This is a genomic window from Sideroxydans sp. (assembly GCF_054604835.1).
This window is the reverse complement of sequence record NZ_JBTSFG010000002.1, coordinates 116148-136253: the sequence shown is the minus strand read 5'-3', so window position 1 is coordinate 136253 and position 20106 is coordinate 116148. Positions and strand designations below refer to the sequence as shown.

The following is a 20106-nucleotide window of genomic DNA, read 5'->3' as shown; positions in this document are numbered from 1 at the left end:
AAGGCGCCCCCGGAAACGGGGGCGTTGTCACGTCCGCAATAACAAACTACTGAGGTCAAGATGTCTTCAGCCTTGCATGAATCCGATCTGCCCAGCCTGAAATTCCTCCACCGTGGCAAAGTACGCGACCTGTACGAAGTGGATGCCGACCATCTGCTGATCGTGCAGACCGACCGCCTGTCCGCGTTCGATTTCATCCTGCCTACGCCTATCCCCGGTAAGGGCGAAGTGCTGACGGCGGTGTCGAATTTCTGGTTCAGGAAACTCGGCCATGTCATTCCAAACCATCTGTCCGGCATCGATCCCGAAGCAGTGGTGAAGAGCGACGCCGAAAAGGCGCAGGTGCGCGGCCGTGCCTTCGTTACCAAAAAACTGAAACCGCTGCCGATCGAAGCCATCGTGCGCGGTTATCTGGTCGGTTCCGGCTGGAAGGATTACAAGAAGACCGGCGCGGTATGCGGCATCCAGTTGCCCGCCGGCCTGCAGGAAGCACAGAAGTTGCCGCAGGCATTGTTCACGCCCTCCACCAAAGCCGCAGTGGGCGACCATGACGAGAACATCTCGTTCGAGGAAGCCAAGAAGTTGTTGGGTGCGGACATGGCTGAGCAGGTGAAGAACGCCACACTGGCGCTGTACAACGAAGCGGCGGATTACGCGCTGACGCGCGGCATCATCATCGCCGACACCAAGTTCGAATTCGGCACTGACGCCGATGGCAAGTTGTATCTGATCGACGAAGCACTGACGCCGGATTCCTCGCGTTTCTGGCCCGCCGACCAGTACCAGGTTGGCAGCAACCCGCCCAGCTTTGACAAGCAGTTCGTGCGCGATTGGCTGGAAACATCGGGCTGGAACAAGCAACCGCCCGCACCGGCTATCCCCGCCGACATCCTGCAAAAGACCGCAGACAAATACCGCGAAGCACAGCGGCTCCTGACAGGCGAATGACCAATCCGGCAGACCTGATAAAAGGATTCCATCGTTTCCGTGAACAGCATTTCACGGACGACGATGCGTTGTACCGACAACTGGTACAAGAAGGGCAAACCCCGAAGATACTGGTGGTCGCCTGCTGTGATTCGCGCGTGGATCCGGCGTTGGTGCTCGATTGCGCGCCGGGCGACCTGTTCGTCATCCGTAACGTCGCCAATCTGGTGCCGCCCGACGAGAACCGCATCGGTGGGCGTCACGGCACCAGCGCCGCGCTGGAATACGGTGTGAAGACATTGGGTGTAGAGCATGTCATCGTATTGGGGCACGCACAGTGTGGCGGCATTCAGGCATTGATGAGAGGTTCGGCTATCGACGGACAGGAATCTTTCATCAGCAGCTGGATGAGGCTGGCGGAACAGGCGCGCAACAAGGTGTTGCAAGAGCTGCCGGATGCTTCGAGTCAGGAATTGGAACGGGCCTGCGAACAGCAGGCCATACTCAGCTCACTCGACAATCTGCTGTCTTTCGACTGGATACGCGAGCGTGTGGAGGATGGCCGCTTGACGCTGCACGGATGGTACTTCGATATCGAACACGGACAGTTGCTGCAGTACGAAGCAGGCAACAGCCGGTTCAACGCGATGTGATCACTGCCCTTCCAGAGGGGCCAGACCTTTAAGTTCGCGATAGCGGGCCTTGTCCTTGGCGCATCGGGCTTTGACCGCTTCCAGCTCCGCCTTGTTGGTGTCCAAGTCGGCCTGGAACTGCTCGATGCGCAGCTTGGCATTTTCCAGATCCTCCTCCAGCGATTTTGGGGTCTTGCGGTTCTGCTTGGCGATCCGTTCCTGCTCCTGCTGCAGGCTGACAAGGTTCTCATTGGCAGATTTGAGCAGTGTGGTGTAGCTGCTGATGCGCGCCTCGACCTGCTGCAGGTTGCGGTCACGCGCCAAGTCGATCTCCTTGTCGGAACTGTAGGTGTTGATCAGCGCGTTGTCATGTCGTTCGGCTTGCACCTCTTCATCCGACAACATCTTTCTCTGCACGTTTGCGCTCTCTCGGGTTGACTCGCGCTCCTGCACGCGGCCCTTTTCAAAAGTCTGCGCGTTGCGATTGGCATACTTGGGCGGGATGGTTTCGCCATAGTGCGTGGTACCGTTCTCATCCACCCACTTGTAGAGCTTGGCTTCTGCATTCAGCGAAATGGCTGCGAACAACGCCGCAACACCCACCAGCATCTTCGATTTCATCATCATTTCACCCCGTATCTATCCCGATAAGTTTGAACTGCCTGCAGATTCTGCCCCAAGTCCGCCTGCCCCTGCAAATAACCGAGCAGATCATCCAGCGCGGCGATGGAAACCACCGGCAGTCCGTAGTCGCGTTGCACCTCCTGCACCGCCGACAACTCGCCCTGTCCGCGCTCCATGCGGTCCAGCGCGATCACCACGCCGCAGGGTTCGGCACCCGCCGCCCGGATAAGTTCGATGGACTCGCGCACCGAGGTGCCGGCAGAGATCACATCGTCGATGATCAGCACTTTTCCGGCCAGCTTCGCCCCCACCGTGTTGCCACCTTCGCCGTGATCCTTGGCCTCCTTGCGGTTGAAGCAATAAGGCACGTTGTGTCCTTGCTCCGCCAGCGCGATGGAAGTACCCGCTACCAGCGGGATGCCCTTGTAGGCGGGGCCGAACAGCATGTCGAACTCCAAGCCGGAGGCCAGGATGGCCTGCGCATAGAACTGGCAAAGCTCGCGCAGCGCAGCACCGTCCTGGAACAGTCCCGAGTTGAAGAAGTAAGGCGACAGACGACCGGCCTTGGTCTGGAACTCGCCGAAACGGAGAACGTTCTGAGCGACGGCGAAGCGGATGAAATCCTGGCGGTATGCATGCATGGGGAGAATGGGAACGAATTGAAGAATGCGGCCATTATAATGCCCGTCACCCCAGATTACAGAAGACGCACCAACGATATGCGAATAATCAGCCTCAACCTCAACGGCATCCGCTCCGCCTACAACAAAGGTCTGCTCGAATGGTTCGGCAAGCAGGATGCCGACATCCTGTGCGTGCAGGAACTCAAGGCGCAGGAACCGGACATGACGCCCGACATGCTCGCCCCGCTCGGTTATCACGGATATTTCCACTATGCCGAAAAGAAGGGCTACAGCGGCGTGGGCATCTACAGCAAAAAGAAACCGGATAACGTCATCGTCGGCCTCGGCATCCCCGAGTTCGACATGGAAGGCCGTTACATCGAAGCCCAATTCGGCAACCTCAGCGTGGTCTCGCTCTACCTGCCCTCCGGCTCCAGCGGCGAAGAGCGCCAGGCCGTGAAGTTCAAGTTCCTGGAAGCCTTCATGCCGCACATGGTTGCGCTCAAGCAGAGCGGCCGAGACGTCGTCGTCTGCGGCGACTGGAACATCGCGCATACCGAAAAGGATCTGAAGAATTGGAAAGGCAACAAGAAGAACTCCGGCTTCCTGCCCGAAGAACGTGCCTGGATGACAGCGTTGTTTAACGAAGTCGGCTTCGTCGACGTGTTCCGCAAGCTGCACCCCGAGCTGGAAGCCTACACATGGTGGTCGAATCGCGGTCAGGCATGGGCCAAGGATGTGGGTTGGCGCATCGATTACCAGATCGCCACTCCCGGCATTGCGGAGAAAGCGGTCTCAACGGGCATCTACAAGGAACAACGGTTCAGTGATCATGCTCCGTTGTTGGTGGATTACAAGGACTGACTTGAATGCTGCGCATTCCACGGCGCAACCTTCAATAACAGCAGCATCCCCGGTATCGCCAGTAGCACACACAACAGGAAGAACATCGTCCATCCCATGCTCTCCACCAGCCAGCCGGTCGCCGCATTGGCGAAGGTGCGCGGGATCGCCATCAAACTGGTAAATAGCGCGAACTGTGTAGCCGTATAGGCGGGGTGGGTGGTGCGGGCGATGAAGGCAACGAAGGCGACGGTGCCTAGGCCGACGCCTAGGGCTTCCATGCCGATGACGATGGCGAGCTGGGTGCGTTCGGCCACGCCGATCTCGGTGAAGGGGCCATGCGAGGCGAGCCAAGCGAAGCCGAAGATGGATACCACCTGCACCACGCCGAACAGCCACAGTGCGCGGTTGATACCGATCTTCACCATCCACAGACCGCCGAGCATGCCGCCGATGATGGAGGGCCACAGGCCGGCGTTTTTGGCGATGAGACCGATGTCGGTCTTGGTGAAGCCCATGTCGAGATAGAAAGGTGTGGCCAGCGCAGTGCACATGCTGTCGCCGAGTTTGTAGAACAGCAGGAAGGCCAGCACCAGCAGCGCGCTGTTCCAGCCCTTGCGCGTGATGAACTCATGGAACGGTTCCACCACCGCTTCGCGCAGTGTCTTGGGAGGCGAGGCGCGGTGCGGTTCGCTCACCATCAGCGTCATGGCGATGCCGGGCAGCATGAACAGCGCGGTGATGATGAACACCGTGCTCCACGGCAGGAAATCGGCGAGGATCAGCGACAGCGAACCGGGTACCAATCCGGCGATGCGGTAGGCGTTTACGTGGATGGCGTTACCCAGACCCAGTTCAACGTCGCTCAACAATTCGCGCCGGTAGGCGTCAAGCACGATGTCCTGTGTCGCGCTCAGTACCGCGAGCAGAGTGGCGATCCAGGCGATGGTGACGAGGTCGCTACTCGGCGAGAAGCCGCCCATGGCGGCGATGGTCGCCAGCAAGCCGATCTGCGTGAGCAGCATCCAGCCACGGCGGCGGCCCAGCACCGGCACCACGTAGCGGTCGAGGAACGGCGACCACAGGAACTTCCAGGTGTAGGGGAACTGGATCAGCGCGAACAGGCCGATGGTCTTCAGGTCGACCTGCTCGCTACGCAGCCATGCAGGCACAAGGTTGAACAGCAGGAACAGCGGCAGGCCGGAGGCAAAACCCGTGAAAACGCATATCAACATGCGTCTCGTGAATAATTGCTCCCAGACGCTCATACCTCGCGCTTGAAGCGATACACCGCCACGCTGCCGCGCAAGTTGGGCAGCAGGTTCACATCACCGCTGTCGTTCATCACGTGACGGCCGAGGATGCGCAGGCCGAGGTGATCGCACAGCAGTTCGAAATCGTTCAGTGTGCACAGGTGCACGTTGGGTGTGTCGTACCACTGGTAAGGCAGTATCTTCGACACGGGCATATGTCCTTGCATGATCTGCAAACGGTTCTTCCAGTAGCCGAAGTTGGGGAAGCTGACGATGCCGCCACGCCCGACGCGCACGATCTCTTTCATCAAGGCTTCGGTATGGCGCGTGGCCTGCAGCGTCTGCGACAGGATGACGAAGTCAAAGGAGTCGCTCTCGAAATCGGCCAGTCCGTGATCCAGATCGTTCTGGATCACATTCACGCCATTGGCGATGCAGGCCGCGATGTTGGCGTCGCTGATCTCCACACCGTAGCCGCGCACATCGCGCGTCTCGCGAAGGTAGCGCAGCAGGCTGCCGTCGCCGCAACCTAGGTCGAGCACCGAGGAACCTTGCGGGATCCATGCAGCGATGGCGGCGAAATCCGGGCGGGATTGGATGATGGATGTATTCATCGGGCCACCTCCGAAAGGGCAACTGCAAAATCCATCACTTGGTGTTGTCGGTGTCCGCAAGCAATCGCGGACGGTCGCATCCCCACTGCACGGGGCCCCTGCTTCCTGCTCATGCTGCTACCTCCGCTGCCACGCGCTCAAGATAATTGCGCATCACCGCAAAATACTGTTCGTCCTGCATCAGGAAGGAATCGTGGCCGTGTTGCGAGGTGATCTCCGCATAGCTCACATCGCGCTTGTTATGCAGCAGCGCTTTCACGATCTCGCGCGAACGGTCGGGCGAGAAACGCCAGTCGCTGGAGAACGACACCACCAGATAGTTGGCCTGCACGTTGGCGAAGGCGCGCGCGAGGTTGTGCTCGGTGTGGCGCGCCGGGTCGAAATAATCCAGCGCCTTGGTCATCAGCAGATAAGTATTGGCGTCGAAATAGGCGGCGAACTTGTCGCCCTGATAGCGCAGATAGGATTCGACTTCGAACTCGATGTCGTAACCGTATTTGTACTCGCCAGAGCGCAGGCCGCGCCCGAATTTGCCCGCCATCGCATCGTCGGAAAGATAAGTGATGTGGCCCAGCATGCGCGCCAGACGCAGGCCGCGCGTGGGCACCACACCGAACTGGTAGAAGTCGCCGCCGTGAAAATCCGGATCGGTGAGGATGGCGTTACGCGCCACATCGTTGAACGCGATGTTCTCGGTGGTCAGGTGCGGCGCGGTGGCGATGGCCAGCACGTTGCGCACGCGCTCGGGATGAGTGATCGACCACTGCATCGCCTGCATGCCGCCCAAACTGCCGCCGATGATGGCGGCGAACTGCCGGATGCCGAGCCTGTCGGCCAGCCGCGCTTGCGCTTGCACCCAGTCTTCCACCGTAACCATGGGGAAATCGGAACCGTAGGGTTTGCCGGAAGCAGGATCGATGCTGGCAGGGCCGGTGGAGCCGTGGCAACCGCCGAGGTTGTTCAGACCGATGACGAAGAACTTGTTGGTGTCGACAGGCTTGCCGGGGCCGATCATGTTGTCCCACCAGCCGATGTTCTTCTCGTCATCGGCATAGCTGCCTGCCACATGGTGGTGACCGGACAGCGCGTGACAGATGAGGATGGCATTCGACTTGTCGGCATTCAGCGTGCCGTAAGTCTCGTACATCAGTTCAAAGCGCGGCAGCACCTTGCCGCAGCTGAAGCTCAGCGGCTCTTCAAAGGTTGCGCATTGCGCGCTGACGATTCCAACAGATCCGGACAAAACGAACTCCCAAAACAAAACCCGCACAGCTGGCAGCTAGAGCGGGTCGTCTCGCTTTAGCTGGAATGTTTAACGTGCCCCGCAAGCTGATCTCAAATCGGCACGGGACGAAGTGTCCGTGTTTTGTTACAGGCTGTCAATTGAGCACAAGCACGGAGCAAAAAACCCTGGTGCAAAAATGAAACAGTCTGACAACCTTAACAAAGCTGTAACAAACGCGCGGCATCATCCGCACCCAGTTCTTTCGGCGCTTGACCGTTAAGAGCCAAGTGCAGTTATTTTATTAACGTTAAGGAGTAACCATGAAACAAAAACTGATCGCACTGGCAATCGCCTCTGCCCTCTCCGCACCGGCTTTCGCTGACAACGCAAACGTAACTGTTTACGGCAAAGCATTCCTGACTATGGATTCGCACGACACTGGCGTTTCTGGCACTGTTAGCAAAATGCGCGTCAATACCAATGCTTCGCGTTTCGGCGTGAAGGGTGACGAAGACCTGGGCGAAGGCCTGAAGGCTCTGTACCAGTTTGAAGTGGAAGTTGATGCAGACGGCAGCACTGGCGCAGGCATGGGCAAGACGCGTAACAGCGGTGCCGGTCTGGAAGGCGGCTTCGGTAAGGTTGTTCTGGGTTACTGGGATACACCGTTCAAGGTTGCACACAACGCGATCGAACTGTTCGACAACACGACAGACTGGACCGCTACTAAAGTGATCGGTATTTCGGCCGGCAAGAACTTCAATACCCGCCAAAAGAACATGATTCAGTACTGGTCTCCCAAGATGGGCGGCCTGCAAGCATCGTTCATGTACACACCTGACGAAGCCAAGACTGCTACATCCAACAAGAGCAACTTCTCCATGGCTGCCACTTTCAAGCAAGATGGCATCTACGCTGCAGCTGCCTATGAGAGCCGTCCGGACCAGACAACAGTTGCAACCACAGACAGCGCATTCCGTCTGGTTGGCAAGTTCGATCTGGCTGACGCATGGGTTGGTGCAATGCTGGAAAACATCAAGACCAACACCAGCGCGACTGCCAGCGTCAGCGGCAAAAACGTGGAACTGGTCGGCGGCATCAACATGGGTGCTTCCAGCATCGCTGCCAGCTATGCTAAGGCAGGCTCCACCGCCACGGGCGCTACTGCAGCAAACGACGTGAATCAATTGGCACTGAAGTACGCTTATAAGTTCAGCAAGCGTACTGAAGTCTTTGCGGCTTACGCATCCAAGAAGACCAACGGCGCGACCAGCGTGACAGCCAAAACATTCGGCGGCGGTCTCGTGCACGCGTTCTAAGCTGACTTCGGTCTAGTAGTAACAATAAAAACGGGCATCTTCGGACGCCCGTTTTTATTTGCTAACTGAAATCCGAATGTCAGAGCGCGTTCAATTTATCCAACAGCTCGCGGATCTTGAGCGGATCGTCTGCACGAAGGATGCGTTGCACCAGCGGCGCGATCTCGGACAGGCTGGTGGTGAGCACGCGCTGCTTGGTACCCAGCAATTGGGCCGGATGCATAGAGAACTGGCGCAAGCCGATACCCAGCAACAAACGCGTGTAGGACAACTCACCTGCCATCTCACCGCACACCGAGACCGGGATGCCGGCCTTGTTGGCGGTGGTGATCACATGCGACAGCAGTTCAAGGATCGCCGGATGCAGGGGGTCGTAGAGATGCGCGACTTCCTCGTCGGTGCGGTCGATGGCCAGCGTGTACTGGATCAAGTCGTTGGTACCGATGGACAGGAAGTCCAGCTTCTTGATGAATGCGCCCAGCGCCAGTGCGGCGGCCGGGATCTCGATCATGCCGCCGATGGGGACGTCTTCGCGGAAAGGGATGTTCTGCGCAGTCAGTTCCTGTTTGACCGAATCGATCAGCTGCAGGGTCTGGTTGATCTCCGATGCGCCCGACAGCATGGGCACCAGGATCTTCAGATTGCCGTACACCGAGGCGCGCAGCAGTGCGCGCAACTGGGTGCGGAACAGTTGCGGCTCGGCCAGGCACAAGCGGATCGCGCGCAAGCCCAGTGCCGGGTTGCTGGCGACGCGGGTCACGCCTTTGAGTTGCTTGTCTGCACCCAAATCGTAGGTGCGGATGGTGACGGGTTTGTCTTTCAAACCTTGCAGTACGGTGCGGTAGGCCTGGTACTGCTCTTCCTCGTCCGGCAGTTCATCGCGGTTGAGGAACAGGAACTCGCTGCGGAACAGTCCGACACCATTGGCACCGTTATCCTTCACTTGCTGCACATCGGTGGGCATCTCGATGTTCGCCAGCAGATCGATGACAGTGCCGTCCAGCGTGTTGGCGCGCGCCGTCTTCAGGCGCTTGAGCTTCTGGCGTTCCAGTTGCCATTCGCTCTGGCGTAGCTTGTATTCGGCCAGCAGGTTCTTGTCCGGGTTGACGATGACCACGCCCTGCGCACCGTCCACGATCAGCATGTCGCGGTCTTTGATCAGCTCGCGCGCATGATGCAGACCGACGATACACGGCGTGTTCAGACCGCGCGCCACGATGGCGGTGTGCGAGGTGGCGCCGCCGAGGTCGGTGAGGATGGCGCAGAACTGATGCGGCTTGAGCTGGATCAGGTCTGCCGGGCTCACGTCGTGCGCGACCAGCACCATCTCGGTGTCTTGCTGAGGTGTCGGTGGCACATGGCCGGGATGGCCGCCCAGCACCTTGAGGATGCGCTCGACCACCTGGATCACATCGGTCTTGCGCTCGCGCAGATAGGCATCGTCGAAGGCTTCGAACTGTGCGACCAGCTCGTCCATCTGCGTCTTCAGCGCCCATTCGGCATTGCAATGTTCAGCCTTCACCATCTCGCGCGCGGCGTGGCTGATGTGCTCGTCGCCGAGGATCATCAGGTGCAGGTCGAGGAAGGCATCGAATTCCGCCGCCGCCATCTGCGGGCGGTGCGTGCGCAAGTCGGTCAGCTCTTCCCGTGTCGAATGCAGGGCTGCATCGAGACGCGCGACCTCCTCTTCTACCATGTGCTTGGGCAAGACATAGTGCGAGACCTCAAGCGAGGTATGCGATACCAGATGAGCACGGCCGATAGCGATACCGCTGGAGACGGGCAAACCATGAATGGTGAAACTCATTCGCCTTCTCCGAAATAGTCGTTGATCAACGCCAGCAATGCCGTCATCGCTTCGTCCTCGCGCTCGCCATTGGTCTCAATGGCGATGGTCGAGCCTTTCGCTGCGGCCAGCATCATCACGCCCATGATGCTCTTGGCGTTGATGCGCTTGCCGTTGCGCGACAGCCACACCTCGCACGGGAACTGCGAGGCGGTCTGCGTCAGCTTGGCGGATGCGCGTGCGTGCAAGCCGAGTTTGTTGATGATCTGTGCGTCCTGATTCTGCATTTGATTACCTTATTCGTCGCCCATGGTCACGATGCATTCGCGACCGCCTTCCAGCGCGATCCGCGCCAGTTCGGGCATGTCCTTGTTGGGGTGGCATACCACGCGCAATAGCATCGGCAGGTTCACACCCGCGACACCCATGATGTGTTCCTTGCGGCATAGTTGCCGCGCGACGTTGCTGGGCGTGGCACCGAAGATGTCGGCGAGGATCAGCACGCCGTTGCCCTTGTTGAGCTGCTGGATGAGTGCATGTCCCTCGGCCAGCTTCTGCTCCGGGTCGTCATCGGCATACATCGACAACACCCTCACGTTCTCAGGGACCTTGCCCAGCACATGCCGGACACAATCCACCAGACTCTCTCCCAGCGCGTTGTGCGCCACCACCAATATGCCGGCCATCAGATGACTCCCAAGTAACGTGCGAACAACAACGCCAAGATCAAAATAACCAACCAACCGTAGCGCAACAGCCAGCCCAGCGCCCGCGCCTTGAAAGCGTCGTCGGCGTTCTCTTTATCCACGATACCGCGTACCTGCTTCAGCGCATGGTGCGCAGTGCTGCGCTGTATGTTCTGTTGCAAGCGGTCGTCTTCGTTCATGGCACGGGATCGATAACGGTTTTACTGTCGCTGAATTCTAAGCGCTTCTGCATGGCTTCGGTGAGGTGGACCCGGCCTTCCGCGTCGATCAACAGCGCGTCGGTCTGGTGCATGCTGCGTACCGCCGCGCGCCAGCCGGAGACGCCGGCAATGAAGATGGGCTTGGATGTCACATCTGACAGTAGGCCGGCGCGCTCGCCGCGTGCCAGCACGGTCACCGCCTGTACTCCCTGCACGGGCTGGCCGGTGCGCGGGTCGAGCAGATGGCAATAACGTTTGCCGTCCAATTCGAAGTAACGCTGGTAATCGCCGGAGGTGCCGACGGCCTCACCGTCACGCAGTTCAAGTGTGGCGATCGCGCCCGGCTTGCGTGGATGCTGGATGCCGATCTGCCACGGGCGCTTGCCGTGCGTACCTAGTGCAATCACGTTGCCGCCGATGTTGACCAGCGCGTTGGCGATGCCTTGTTCCTGAAGTAAAGCCACTGCGCGATCCAGCGCATAGCCTTTTGCATAGCCGCCCAGGTCGACCATGACAGCAGGGTTCTTGCTGCTGACCTGCTCTTCCGTGGCGCCTGCGGCGGGCGGGAGATAGGACAGGTCAGTCATTTGCGGGTTCGCCTTGAGCAGCGTCGCGATCTGCTGGGCATCAGGCAGCACAGGCTGGAAGGTGTCCGACTGGAAGCCCCAAGCTTTGATCAGGCTGCCTATCGCCGGATTGAAAGTACCGCCCGACTGCACAGAGAACTGCTCCGCATCCTGCAACAGGGACAGCAGTTCGGCAGATGCAGCATGCGGTTTGCCATGTGCGAACGCCTCGTTCAGCGACGACAAGGCGGAAGGTTGCCAGGCATGCAACAGGTCGTGCAGACGCTGGAACTCGGCCATCACAGCCGCCGCGCCCTGGCGTGCCTTGGCTTCATCCTCGCCGTAGATGCTGACCTCGACGATGGTGCCGAACACATAGGCTTGCTCTTGATACAAAGGCTCTTTGCCGCAGCCGGTGAGCAGTACCAGCGCGGCCAGCATTGCAACGAGCATCCTCATCATGCGGTCAGTTCCTCCAGCTCGATGGACGCTGCCAGTAACGCCAGGCGCGCCACCACACCATAGGCATAGAAGCGGTTCGGGGTGTCGTCGGGCGCGCGGTCCGGGTTGGGCAGCGTGCAGCTGCTCTCGAACGCCAGCGGCACGAAATGCATGCCCGGCGCGTTCAGGTTCTCGTCCACTCCGCGTCCCGTGTGAACACGGTAGAAGCCGCCGACCACGAAGTGATCTACCATGTACACCACCGGCTCGGCCACCGCCTCGTTGATCTGCTCGAAGGTATACACGCCCTCCTGCACCAGCACATCCGAGACCGACAGTCCTTCTTTCACCACCGCCATCTTGTTGCGCTGCTTGCGGTTGAGGTCGCGCACTTCGCTCGCATCTTTCACGGTCATGATGCCCATGCCGTAGGTGCCGGCGTCCGCCTTCACGATCACGAAGGGATCGTCCTTCACGCCATATTCCGCGTATTTGGTGCGCATCTTCTGCAACACTATGTCCACCTTGGCGGCCAGACAATCCTCGCCGGTGCGCGCGTGGAAATCCACCTCGCCGCACATCTCAAAATACGGATCGATCAGCCACGGGTCGATGCCCAGCATCTGTGCGAAATCCTGCGCGACGCGCGAATAAGCCGCGAAATGGCGCGACTTGCGGCGCGTGGTCCAGCCACCTTGCAGCGGCGGCAACACGTTCTGCTCCAGACCGCGCAGCAGCTCGGGTACACCCGCCGACAGATCGTTGTTGAGCAGCACTACGCAGGGATCGAAGTCGTCGATCAGCAATCGGTTGCCTTTGCGCGTGATCGGTTCCAGCGTGAGCGTATTGCCATCCGAAAGCGTGATGTCCGTGGGCTGGGTGATCTCCGGCAGCAGGCTGCCGATGCGCACGTTCAAACCGGATTGACGCAGCACGCGCACCAGCATCGCCACGTTCTGCAGATAGAACTGGTTGCGCGTGTGGTTCTCCGGGATCAGCAGCACGCCGCGCGCCTCGGGGCAGATCTTCTCGATCGCGCTCTGTGCCGCATGCACACACAGCGGCAGGAAATCCGGATTCAGATTGTTGAAGCCGCCGGGGAACAGATTAGTATCCACCGGCGCCAGTTTGAAGCCGCAGTTGCGCAGATCGACCGAGGCATAGAACGGTACCGTATGTTCCAGCCACTGGGTGCGGAACCAGCGTTCGATATCGGGTTGCTTGGCAAGGAAGCGCCGCTCCAGATCGAGCAGCGGGCCTTTGAGTGCGGTGGTGAGATGGGGAACCATGATTAACCTGCTAGAAACGATGCAGGCATTCTAGCCGATTTGCTCCCGGTCAATCAGTCGCTGACATCTTGCCGAGCAAGGTTACATAAGGGTGGTATTTCTTGTTGGTGGGGTTAAGGCGGCCCACGCGTTCCAGCAGTTCACTTACCTCGAACAGCATGCGGTCGTCCTTGCCGGTGCGGTGCATCATGCCGATCATCATGCCGCACAGGTTGGTTATCATCAGATCGTTGTTGGGCATGGCTTGCAGCGCCTTGCGGATCAGGCGGATGCCTTCCTCGAACTTGCCCTCGTTGGCCAATGCAACGCCCTGGTTGTTGATGTCGATCACTTCCTTGGATGAGCTCTTGATCAGAGCGAGCCCCTCTTCTGCCATGCCCGCATCCTCGAATGTGGTTTCGACGCGTTGCAATATGGCGCGGTTCTCATGGTTGTTCTTCACCACGCTTTCCAGCAAGCCGCAGGCTTTATCTTTCTGGCCGAGCTGGAACATCATGTTGGCCATGTCGATGGTGGTATCCACGCTGGTGTTTTGCGCAGTCTCGCCGATCAGCGCTTCCGCTTCCTGCAAGCTTGCCAGCGCCTGTTCGGTATTGCCCAGTTTGTGGTGTGCAAGACTTTCCGCCACCGCCGTCTGTAACGTCGCAGCGGGTTCGTCCTTGAATTCGTTACGGCTGAGCGTCAGTATCTTGAGTGCCTGCTCCGGATCGTTCTGTGTGGTGAGCACCTTGGCCAGGCCGGCGAAATTGCCCGCACTCTTGTGCACTGAGAATTCACCGAGCTTGATCGCCTTTTCGTAGGCGGACTGGGCGAGCTCCAGTGCGCCGTTCTTGAGCGCGGCGTCGGCCAGGCTTTTCTGGCGCAACGTGGCATTGGGCGAAAGCATCATGGCTTTCTCCAGCACCGCTTGCGCTAGTGCGCTTTCGCCCAATGCATCCAGCGACTTGGCCAGCCAGTCGGCGGCTTCCAGATACATCTTGTTTTCCTGCAACACTTCTTCGAACAATTCACGCGCTTTGATGTAATCCTTGCTCAGGTAATGCACCTTGCCCAGACTGGTCTTCACCCACGGGATGTTGCGTGCGGCCAGTAGACCGCTGAGGAAAGTCTTGGCGGTAACGAAATCGCCGCTGTTGATCAGCAGATCGCTCTTGATGCGTTGCAGCTCCTGCGTGTTGGCCGAGGGCGTGGCCAGTTGTTCTTCGCACAGCTTGATAGCGTGTGCATAGTTGCGTGATTTCACCGCCTTTTCGACCGGCTCCAGCATGCGCTTCTTCTCGAATAGTTTTTGCAGGCGCGAACTCAGCATGGCTTCCGTCACCGGCTTCAGCAGGTAATCGTCCGGCTTGGCTTCGGCTGCGCCCATGAACATGTCCATGGTCTTCTCAGCCGTCACCATCATCCAAACGGTGGAGTGGCCGATGTAGCGCTTGTGTCGCGCTTCTTCCAAGATCTGTTGGCCGTTCTTGCCCTGTCCGAGGTTGTAGTCGCAGATGACCAGATCGAACTTTTTCGAAGACAGTAGTTCCAGCGCCTCGCGCGCCGTACCGACGTTGCTGATGTTGGTGACGCCCATGGACTTGAGGAAGCCCATGATCATCGAGCGCATGCTCTGGAAATCGTCGATGACGAGGGTGTTGGATTTGTTCAGGGTGATAGTCATGATGGGTTCCTTGGTATGTGTATCAGGGCAGCGTCAGCACGAAACAGCCGCCGTTGTAGGCGCCGCCATTCTCGATAGTCAGCACGCCCTGTCGTTCGCCGTTCTTGTGCATCGCGGCCACGCGTGAAGAGAAATAGAAACCGAGCCCGGTACTGCCAGTGGAGAAATTGACGCCTTTGTTGCTGTTGACGTTCTCGTTCAGCATGCGGGCGGGATAACCCTTGCCGTTGTCTTCCACACGGATCTCCAGCTGGTCGTCGCGGATGTCGGCGGCGATGCGGATCTTGTCCTGCGTGTAGTTGTAGGCGTTGTTGAGCGCGTTGACCAATACACCGCCCACTAGGTCGCGGTCGAAATACCAGTAATGGTCGGGCGCACAATCCACGATGATCTCTATGCCCTTGTGCTTCATGATGGACTGGTTCTGTAACACCACTTCCTCCAGCATTTCAGTGACCGAGCGCTCACTGATGTCGATGGGATAGATGGAGTTGCCGAGTTTGTAGAGGCTGAGGATCTGCACCAGATTCACGTTCATGCGACCGGCTTCGTAGATGGTGTGGCCGAGTTGATCCAGCGTGTTCGGATCAACCTTGTCGTGATACGAGTGCATCAGGTGTTCGAGAAAACCGACCTGAATGTTGAGCGAGTTCTTCATGTCGTGGATGGACGACGCGATGAAATCGGAAAAGTTGATGTCTTCGGTTTGTGGCATGTGAATCTCTCCTGGCGATAAGTCGCACGGACAATGCAAGGAGTAAGACCACATGGATGTGGAGACCTGGCGGCCCCGCTGGCACTCGACTGAGTCGATTAGGATGGATATCCCTTAGCCCGGTAGCTTTGCGTCCCTGCCTTTCAGCAGGTTTGCCCGTGCAGGCGTTGATAGTGAAATCAACAATTGCAGGCGAACTGTAACGGAAGCGCTTGTGCACCGTCAACGAAAACAAGGCTACACAGTACGTTTTGTTGGATCAGCGATAAAAATAGTGTTGCTACGGGAGCGAGAGACTATTCCGGCAATCTTGCGCGCAACACATCACGGTCGAACCACCACTTGTCACCCACGATGGCGTCCACCACCGCAGCCAGTCGAGGCAGGAATATCTGCGGATCACGCAGTTGCAGGTGGTTCAGCCAGCGATCCAGCCCTTCCTGATCCTGCACGTTGCTGTGGCGCTGGGCGACCATGGCGATCAGGTTGTTCACCAGGAAGCTCTGGCTCTCGTGCTGGTCATCGTCGGCGCGCAGGTCCACCACGTAGCGCGCCGTGATCGCCGCCACCGCCGCGCCATCCGAGTCGTTCGGCGTCTCGTCCACCACATGGATCAGCATGGCCACCGTCAGTTCGGGGTCGACCGGGAAGGTGACCGACAGCCAGATGCCCATGCCCAGTGCGGGCAGCGAATCGGGCTGCCGTGCCTGGAACAGCACATCGCACGCTTCCACTGCATCCGCCCAGGCTTCCTGCTGCATGCAGGTGAAGAACGCATCGCGCGCGATGTCCCATGCTTCCTTGTGACGACCCAGTGTGTTCAGAGATTCGGCCACGTCTAGCTGCAGGCGGGCGCGGGTTAGAGGTTCTGCTTCTGACGCACCGTCCAGTGACTGTAACTGCTCGGCAAGCTGTTTCTTCAGCGCGGCGCGTTCTTCGGCGCTCAGTCCGTCGTTGCTGTTGTTGACGAGTTTTGTGATGTTGATGGTCTGCTCTTGCATGGTCGGCTCAAGGTCGTTCTGGTGAGGGCGGCAGTGTAAACCAGCCGCTACCGGATCGAACCCTGCTGTCAGTGGTAGAATGCCGCCCTTCGAAAATAAGGCAGTCCCATGTTATCTACAGCAAATATCACCATGCAGTTCGGCGCCAAGCCGTTGTTCGAGAACGTCTCCGTCAAATTCGGTGACGGTAACCGTTACGGTTTGATCGGTGCCAACGGCTGCGGCAAGTCCACTTTCATGAAGATCCTCGGGCGCGATCTGGAGCAAAGCTCGGGCGAAGTCATGCTGGACCGCGGCGAGCGCCTCGGCAAATTGCGCCAGGACCAGTTCGCCTACGAAGACAATCGTGTGTTGGACGTGGTGATGATGGGCCACGACGAGATGTGGCAGGCGATGAGTGAGCGCGACGCGATCTACGCCAATCCTGACGCCAGCGAAGAAGACTATATGCGTGCCGCCGATCTGGAGGCGACCTTTGCTGAATACGACGGTTACACCGCCGAAGCACGTGCGGGCGAGCTGCTGCTGGGTCTGGGCATCGATATCGAATTGCACCAGGGGCCGATGAGCGCTGTCGCGCCGGGTTTCAAGCTGCGCGTGCTGCTGGCACAAGCGCTGTTCTCCAACCCCGACATCCTGCTGCTGGACGAGCCGACCAACAACCTGGACATCAACACCATCCGCTGGCTGGAAGATGTGCTCAATGCGCGCAACTCCACCATGGTCATCATCTCCCACGACCGCCACTTCCTGAACAGCGTTTGCACGCACATGGCCGACCTGGACTTCGGCAAGATCACCGTGTATCCGGGCAACTATAACGACTACATGCTGGCTTCCACGCAGGCGCGCGAGCAGCAATCATCCGACAATGCCAAGGCCAAGGAAAAGGTCGCCGAACTGAAAGCCTTCGTGGCGCGTTTCTCGGCCAACGCCTCCAAGGCCAAGCAGGCCACCAGCCGCGCGCGCCAGATCGACAAGATCAAGATCGAGGACATCAAACCTTCCAGCCGCCAGTACCCCTTCATCCGCTTCGAATACGACGAGCGCGAGAAGCTGCACCGCGTCGCGGTGGAAGTCGAGAAGATGGCCAAGGGCTACGACAAGATGTTGTTCTCCAACGTGAACTTCCGCATCGACGCGGGCGAGAAGGTGGCCATCATCGGCCCCAACGGTATCGGTAAGACCACCTTGCTGCGCTGCCTCGCGGGTGACCTCGCGCCGGACACCGGCACGATCAAGTGGGCGGAAAAAGCCAAGCCCGGTTACTACGCGCAGGACCATGCGCACGACTTCGCCGAAGACAAAGGGATGATGGAATGGATGACTGACTGGCGCGGCCCGGGTGACGACGACCAAGTGGTGCGCGGCACGCTGGGCCGTCTGCTGTTTTCCGGCGACGACGTGAAGAAGAAGGTCAAGATACTGTCCGGCGGCGAGAAAGGCCGCATGCTGTTCGGCAAGCTGATGTTGGCCAAGCCTAACGTGCTGCTGATGGACGAGCCGACCAACCACATGGACATGGAAGCCATCGAATCGCTGAACACCGCGCTCGACCTGTTCAAGGGCACGCTGATCTTCGTCAGCCATGACCGCGAATTCGTCAGTTCGCTCGCCACGCGCATCATCGAGATATCCGCCAGGGGTGTGAACGATTACCATGGCACGTACGAGGAATTCCTGCGCGACCAGATGGTGGAGTAAGGCTTAAACGATCTGCGGAAATAAAGGGTTTTGAATTGAACAGAACCATAGGTGTATTCGACTCCGGCGTGGGCGGACTTTCCGTCCTGCAACACATCCGCGAGGCATTGCCCGAAGCCGATCTGATCTACGTCGCCGATTCCGGCCATGTGCCCTACGGTGACCGAACCGCCGCCTTCATCGAAGCCCGCTCCATGGCGCTCACACGCTTCCTGCTCAGTCAGGGGGCGGAGGCCATCGTCATCGCCTGCAATACCGCGACTGCCGCCGCCGCCCTACCGCTGCGCAAGCAGTTCAGCAAGATCCCCTTCATCGGCATGGAGCCCGCCATCAAGCCGGCAGTCGCCGCAACTAAAAGCAATGTGGTGGGTGTGCTGGCGACAGTGGGTACGCTGGAGAGTGCGCGTTTCGCCGCATTGCTGGAAAAATATGCCGGCAGTGTAAAGATCGTCACCCAGGGTTGCCCCGGCCTGGTCGAAGTAGTCGAACGCGGCGATTTGCGCAGCCTCGAAGCGCGGCGACTGGTGGAACGTTACACCGCACCATTGCTGCAGGCGGGCGCCGACACTTTCATCCTTGGCTGCACCCACTACCCCTACCTCGCACCGTTGATCCGCGAGGTAGTAGGCGAAGAGATCTCCTTGATCGATACCGGTGCTGCAGTCGCGCGCGAACTCAAGCGGCGAGTCGATACCGAATTGCCACCGCGCGTGGCGATGGGCGTGATCGGCAGCGAGTCCTTCCACACCAGCGGCGATGTCGAGCGCGCCACGCGCATCACCTCCCAGTTGTGGGGCAAGGATGTCGCGGTCGCAGCCCTACCGCAGGCATATAGCTGAGCACGTCCCGGCATGAACAAGACGGCTGACAACAAGCCAGTGTCCCCAGCGCCCAGATGCACCGACTGCGCGCATTACTACATCACCTACGAAGCCAACTTCCGCTACGGCTGCCGCGCGCTGGATTTCAAGAGCCAGCGTCTGCCCATGCTGGACGTGCTGGAAGCTTCCGGCCAGCCTTGTCATTTCTTTCAGAACAAGCCGCGCCGCCCATAGCGGTGAAAGCCTTCCCGCAAGGGATATCCGTTAGAATCCGCGCACTGACATCAGGAGTCTCTGCATGACCACGCATCGCTATACCCTCACCATCTCCTGCCCGGACCGCTCCGGCATCATCGCCGCCGTCACCGGATTCATCGCCGAGCACGGCGGTTTCATCACCGAGGCGAGTTATCACACCGAGCAGGACGCGCAGCGCTTCTTCATGCGCCAGGAGATGCGCGCCGATTCGCTGCCGTTCGATGCGGCAACCTTCCGCGAGAAGTTCAAGCCGCTGGCGGACGGTTTCAACATGACCTGGCAGCTGACCGACTCCGCCAACAAGAAGCGGCTGGTAGTGCTGGTGAGCAAACAGGACCACTGTCTGGACGACCTGTTGCATCGCTGGCGCAGCGGCGAGTTGCAGGTGGACATCCCCTGCGTCATCTCGAACCACGAAGACCTGCGCAGCTTCGTCGAATGGCACGGCATCCCCTTCATCCATGTCGACATGAGCGGTGACAAGGAAGAAGCGTTCCAGCACATCGCCGCCCTGTTCGATCAACATAAGGGCGATGCCATGGTGCTGGCGCGCTTCATGCAGATACTACCGCCGTGGTTGTGCCAGCGTTATCCCGGCCGCGTCATCAATATCCACCACAGCTTCCTGCCCTCCTTCGTCGGTGCCAAGCCCTACCATCAGGCCTACCAGCGCGGCGTAAAGCTGATCGGCGCCACCTGCCACTACGTCACCGACGAGCTGGACGCCGGCCCCATCATCGAGCAGGACACCGTGCGCATCGATCACGGCGACACGCCGGACGATCTGGTGCGCTACGGGCGCGACATCGAGAAGACCGTGTTGGCGCGCGGACTGCGCTACCATGTGGAGGACCGTGTGCTGGTGTGCGGCAACAAGACCATCGTATTCCGTTGATTC

General features: G+C 59.2%; 22 protein-coding genes and 2 riboswitches. Of the genes, 8 read left to right on the top strand and 14 right to left on the bottom strand.

The window, feature by feature from the left end; all coding sequences use genetic code 11:
- The first annotated feature begins 60 nt into the window (after nucleotides 1-60).
- Entirely contained in the window at nucleotides 61-948 is an 888-nt protein-coding gene (locus ACYCZ5_RS03990) for a phosphoribosylaminoimidazolesuccinocarboxamide synthase (RefSeq protein WP_461543488.1), read from the top strand.
- A complete protein-coding gene (locus tag ACYCZ5_RS03985) occupies nucleotides 945-1580 on the top strand; it encodes a carbonic anhydrase (RefSeq protein ID WP_461543487.1) in 636 nt (211 codons plus the stop codon). Before ACYCZ5_RS03990 ends, ACYCZ5_RS03985 begins: the two co-directional genes overlap by 4 nt.
- Here ACYCZ5_RS03985 and ACYCZ5_RS03980 read toward each other — a convergent pair whose 3' ends face one another.
- Complete coding sequence (locus ACYCZ5_RS03980) at nucleotides 1581-2186, bottom strand: DUF4124 domain-containing protein (protein ID WP_461543486.1); 606 nt, start codon at nucleotides 2184-2186, stop codon at nucleotides 1581-1583. It abuts the gene before it with no gap.
- On the bottom strand, nucleotides 2183-2824 hold the full coding sequence (gene pyrE / locus ACYCZ5_RS03975) for an orotate phosphoribosyltransferase (protein ID WP_461543485.1): 642 nt from the start codon (nucleotides 2822-2824) through the stop codon (nucleotides 2183-2185). The genes ACYCZ5_RS03980 and pyrE overlap by 4 nt, the downstream gene beginning before the upstream one ends.
- 78 nt (nucleotides 2825-2902) lie before the next feature.
- Here pyrE and ACYCZ5_RS03970 point away from each other — a divergent pair, with 78 nt between their 5' ends.
- Nucleotides 2903-3670, top strand: a complete 768-nt coding sequence (locus ACYCZ5_RS03970) for an exodeoxyribonuclease III (RefSeq protein WP_461543484.1) — start codon at nucleotides 2903-2905, stop codon at nucleotides 3668-3670.
- Here ACYCZ5_RS03970 and ACYCZ5_RS03965 read toward each other — a convergent pair.
- From ACYCZ5_RS03965 to metX, 3 genes are all read right to left on the bottom strand, one after another.
- Nucleotides 3658-4917: an AmpG family muropeptide MFS transporter gene (locus ACYCZ5_RS03965; protein ID WP_461543482.1), complete on the bottom strand. Its 1260-nt coding sequence runs from the start codon at nucleotides 4915-4917 to the stop codon at nucleotides 3658-3660. The genes ACYCZ5_RS03970 and ACYCZ5_RS03965 overlap by 13 nt on opposite strands.
- The gene (gene metW / locus ACYCZ5_RS03960) at nucleotides 4914-5516 is read right to left on the bottom strand and encodes a methionine biosynthesis protein MetW (protein WP_461543481.1); all 603 of its coding nucleotides are present in this window, start codon (nucleotides 5514-5516) and stop codon (nucleotides 4914-4916) included. Before metW ends, ACYCZ5_RS03965 begins: the two co-directional genes overlap by 4 nt.
- A gap of 109 nt (nucleotides 5517-5625) precedes the next feature.
- Nucleotides 5626-6759 carry a homoserine O-succinyltransferase MetX gene (gene metX / locus ACYCZ5_RS03955; RefSeq protein WP_461543480.1) on the bottom strand — a complete coding sequence of 378 codons (1134 nt, stop codon included), beginning with the start codon at nucleotides 6757-6759 and terminating at the stop codon, nucleotides 5626-5628.
- A gap of 39 nt (nucleotides 6760-6798) precedes the next feature.
- A riboswitch (SAM riboswitch) is annotated at nucleotides 6799-6873 on the bottom strand.
- Between the two features lie 188 nt (nucleotides 6874-7061).
- Here metX and ACYCZ5_RS03950 point away from each other — a divergent pair.
- Nucleotides 7062-8057: a porin gene (locus ACYCZ5_RS03950; RefSeq protein WP_461543479.1), complete on the top strand. Its 996-nt coding sequence runs from the start codon at nucleotides 7062-7064 to the stop codon at nucleotides 8055-8057.
- Between the two features lie 79 nt (nucleotides 8058-8136).
- Here the strand turns inward: ACYCZ5_RS03950 and ptsP are convergent, their stop codons facing one another.
- From ptsP to ACYCZ5_RS03905, 9 genes are all read right to left on the bottom strand, one after another.
- A complete protein-coding gene (ptsP, locus tag ACYCZ5_RS03945) occupies nucleotides 8137-9864 on the bottom strand; it encodes a phosphoenolpyruvate--protein phosphotransferase (protein ID WP_461543478.1) in 1728 nt (575 codons plus the stop codon).
- Nucleotides 9861-10130 carry an HPr family phosphocarrier protein gene (locus ACYCZ5_RS03940; RefSeq protein WP_461543477.1) on the bottom strand — a complete coding sequence of 90 codons (270 nt, stop codon included), beginning with the start codon at nucleotides 10128-10130 and terminating at the stop codon, nucleotides 9861-9863. Before ACYCZ5_RS03940 ends, ptsP begins: the two co-directional genes overlap by 4 nt.
- A 9-nt stretch (nucleotides 10131-10139) precedes the next feature.
- A complete protein-coding gene (locus ACYCZ5_RS03935; protein WP_461543476.1) occupies nucleotides 10140-10529 on the bottom strand; it encodes a PTS sugar transporter subunit IIA in 390 nt (129 codons plus the stop codon).
- Nucleotides 10529-10729 carry a hypothetical protein gene (locus ACYCZ5_RS03930; protein WP_461543475.1) on the bottom strand — a complete coding sequence of 67 codons (201 nt, stop codon included), beginning with the start codon at nucleotides 10727-10729 and terminating at the stop codon, nucleotides 10529-10531. The genes ACYCZ5_RS03935 and ACYCZ5_RS03930 overlap by 1 nt, the downstream gene beginning before the upstream one ends.
- On the bottom strand, nucleotides 10726-11778 hold the full coding sequence (locus tag ACYCZ5_RS03925; RefSeq protein WP_461543474.1) for an FAD:protein FMN transferase: 1053 nt from the start codon (nucleotides 11776-11778) through the stop codon (nucleotides 10726-10728). Before ACYCZ5_RS03925 ends, ACYCZ5_RS03930 begins: the two co-directional genes overlap by 4 nt.
- Complete coding sequence (gene gshA, locus ACYCZ5_RS03920) at nucleotides 11775-13046, bottom strand: glutamate--cysteine ligase (protein ID WP_461543473.1); 1272 nt, start codon at nucleotides 13044-13046, stop codon at nucleotides 11775-11777. The genes ACYCZ5_RS03925 and gshA overlap by 4 nt, the downstream gene beginning before the upstream one ends.
- Nucleotides 13047-13095: 49 nt before the next feature.
- Complete coding sequence (locus ACYCZ5_RS03915) at nucleotides 13096-14709, bottom strand: response regulator (protein ID WP_461543472.1); 1614 nt, start codon at nucleotides 14707-14709, stop codon at nucleotides 13096-13098.
- Between the two features lie 22 nt (nucleotides 14710-14731).
- Nucleotides 14732-15424: a sensor histidine kinase gene (locus tag ACYCZ5_RS03910; protein ID WP_461543471.1), complete on the bottom strand. Its 693-nt coding sequence runs from the start codon at nucleotides 15422-15424 to the stop codon at nucleotides 14732-14734.
- Nucleotides 15425-15489: 65 nt separating this feature from the next.
- Nucleotides 15490-15591, bottom strand: a riboswitch (cyclic di-GMP riboswitch).
- A 129-nt stretch (nucleotides 15592-15720) separates the two neighbouring features.
- Nucleotides 15721-16425, bottom strand: a complete 705-nt coding sequence (locus ACYCZ5_RS03905; RefSeq protein WP_461543470.1) for a hypothetical protein — start codon at nucleotides 16423-16425, stop codon at nucleotides 15721-15723.
- Between the two features lie 108 nt (nucleotides 16426-16533).
- Here ACYCZ5_RS03905 and ACYCZ5_RS03900 point away from each other — a divergent pair, with 108 nt between their 5' ends.
- From ACYCZ5_RS03900 to purU, 4 genes are all read left to right on the top strand, one after another.
- Nucleotides 16534-18129 (top strand): ABC-F family ATPase, encoded by a 1596-nt coding sequence (locus tag ACYCZ5_RS03900; protein ID WP_461543469.1) that lies wholly within the window; start codon nucleotides 16534-16536, stop codon nucleotides 18127-18129.
- A 35-nt stretch (nucleotides 18130-18164) separates the two neighbouring features.
- Nucleotides 18165-18968, top strand: coding sequence for a glutamate racemase (gene murI, locus ACYCZ5_RS03895; protein ID WP_461543468.1), 804 nt, complete (start codon nucleotides 18165-18167; stop codon nucleotides 18966-18968).
- Between the two features lie 12 nt (nucleotides 18969-18980).
- Nucleotides 18981-19184 carry a hypothetical protein gene (locus ACYCZ5_RS03890; protein ID WP_461543467.1) on the top strand — a complete coding sequence of 68 codons (204 nt, stop codon included), beginning with the start codon at nucleotides 18981-18983 and terminating at the stop codon, nucleotides 19182-19184.
- A gap of 64 nt (nucleotides 19185-19248) precedes the next feature.
- Nucleotides 19249-20103, top strand: a complete 855-nt coding sequence (gene purU, locus ACYCZ5_RS03885) for a formyltetrahydrofolate deformylase (RefSeq protein WP_461543466.1) — start codon at nucleotides 19249-19251, stop codon at nucleotides 20101-20103.
- Nucleotides 20104-20106: the final 3 nt, after the last annotated feature.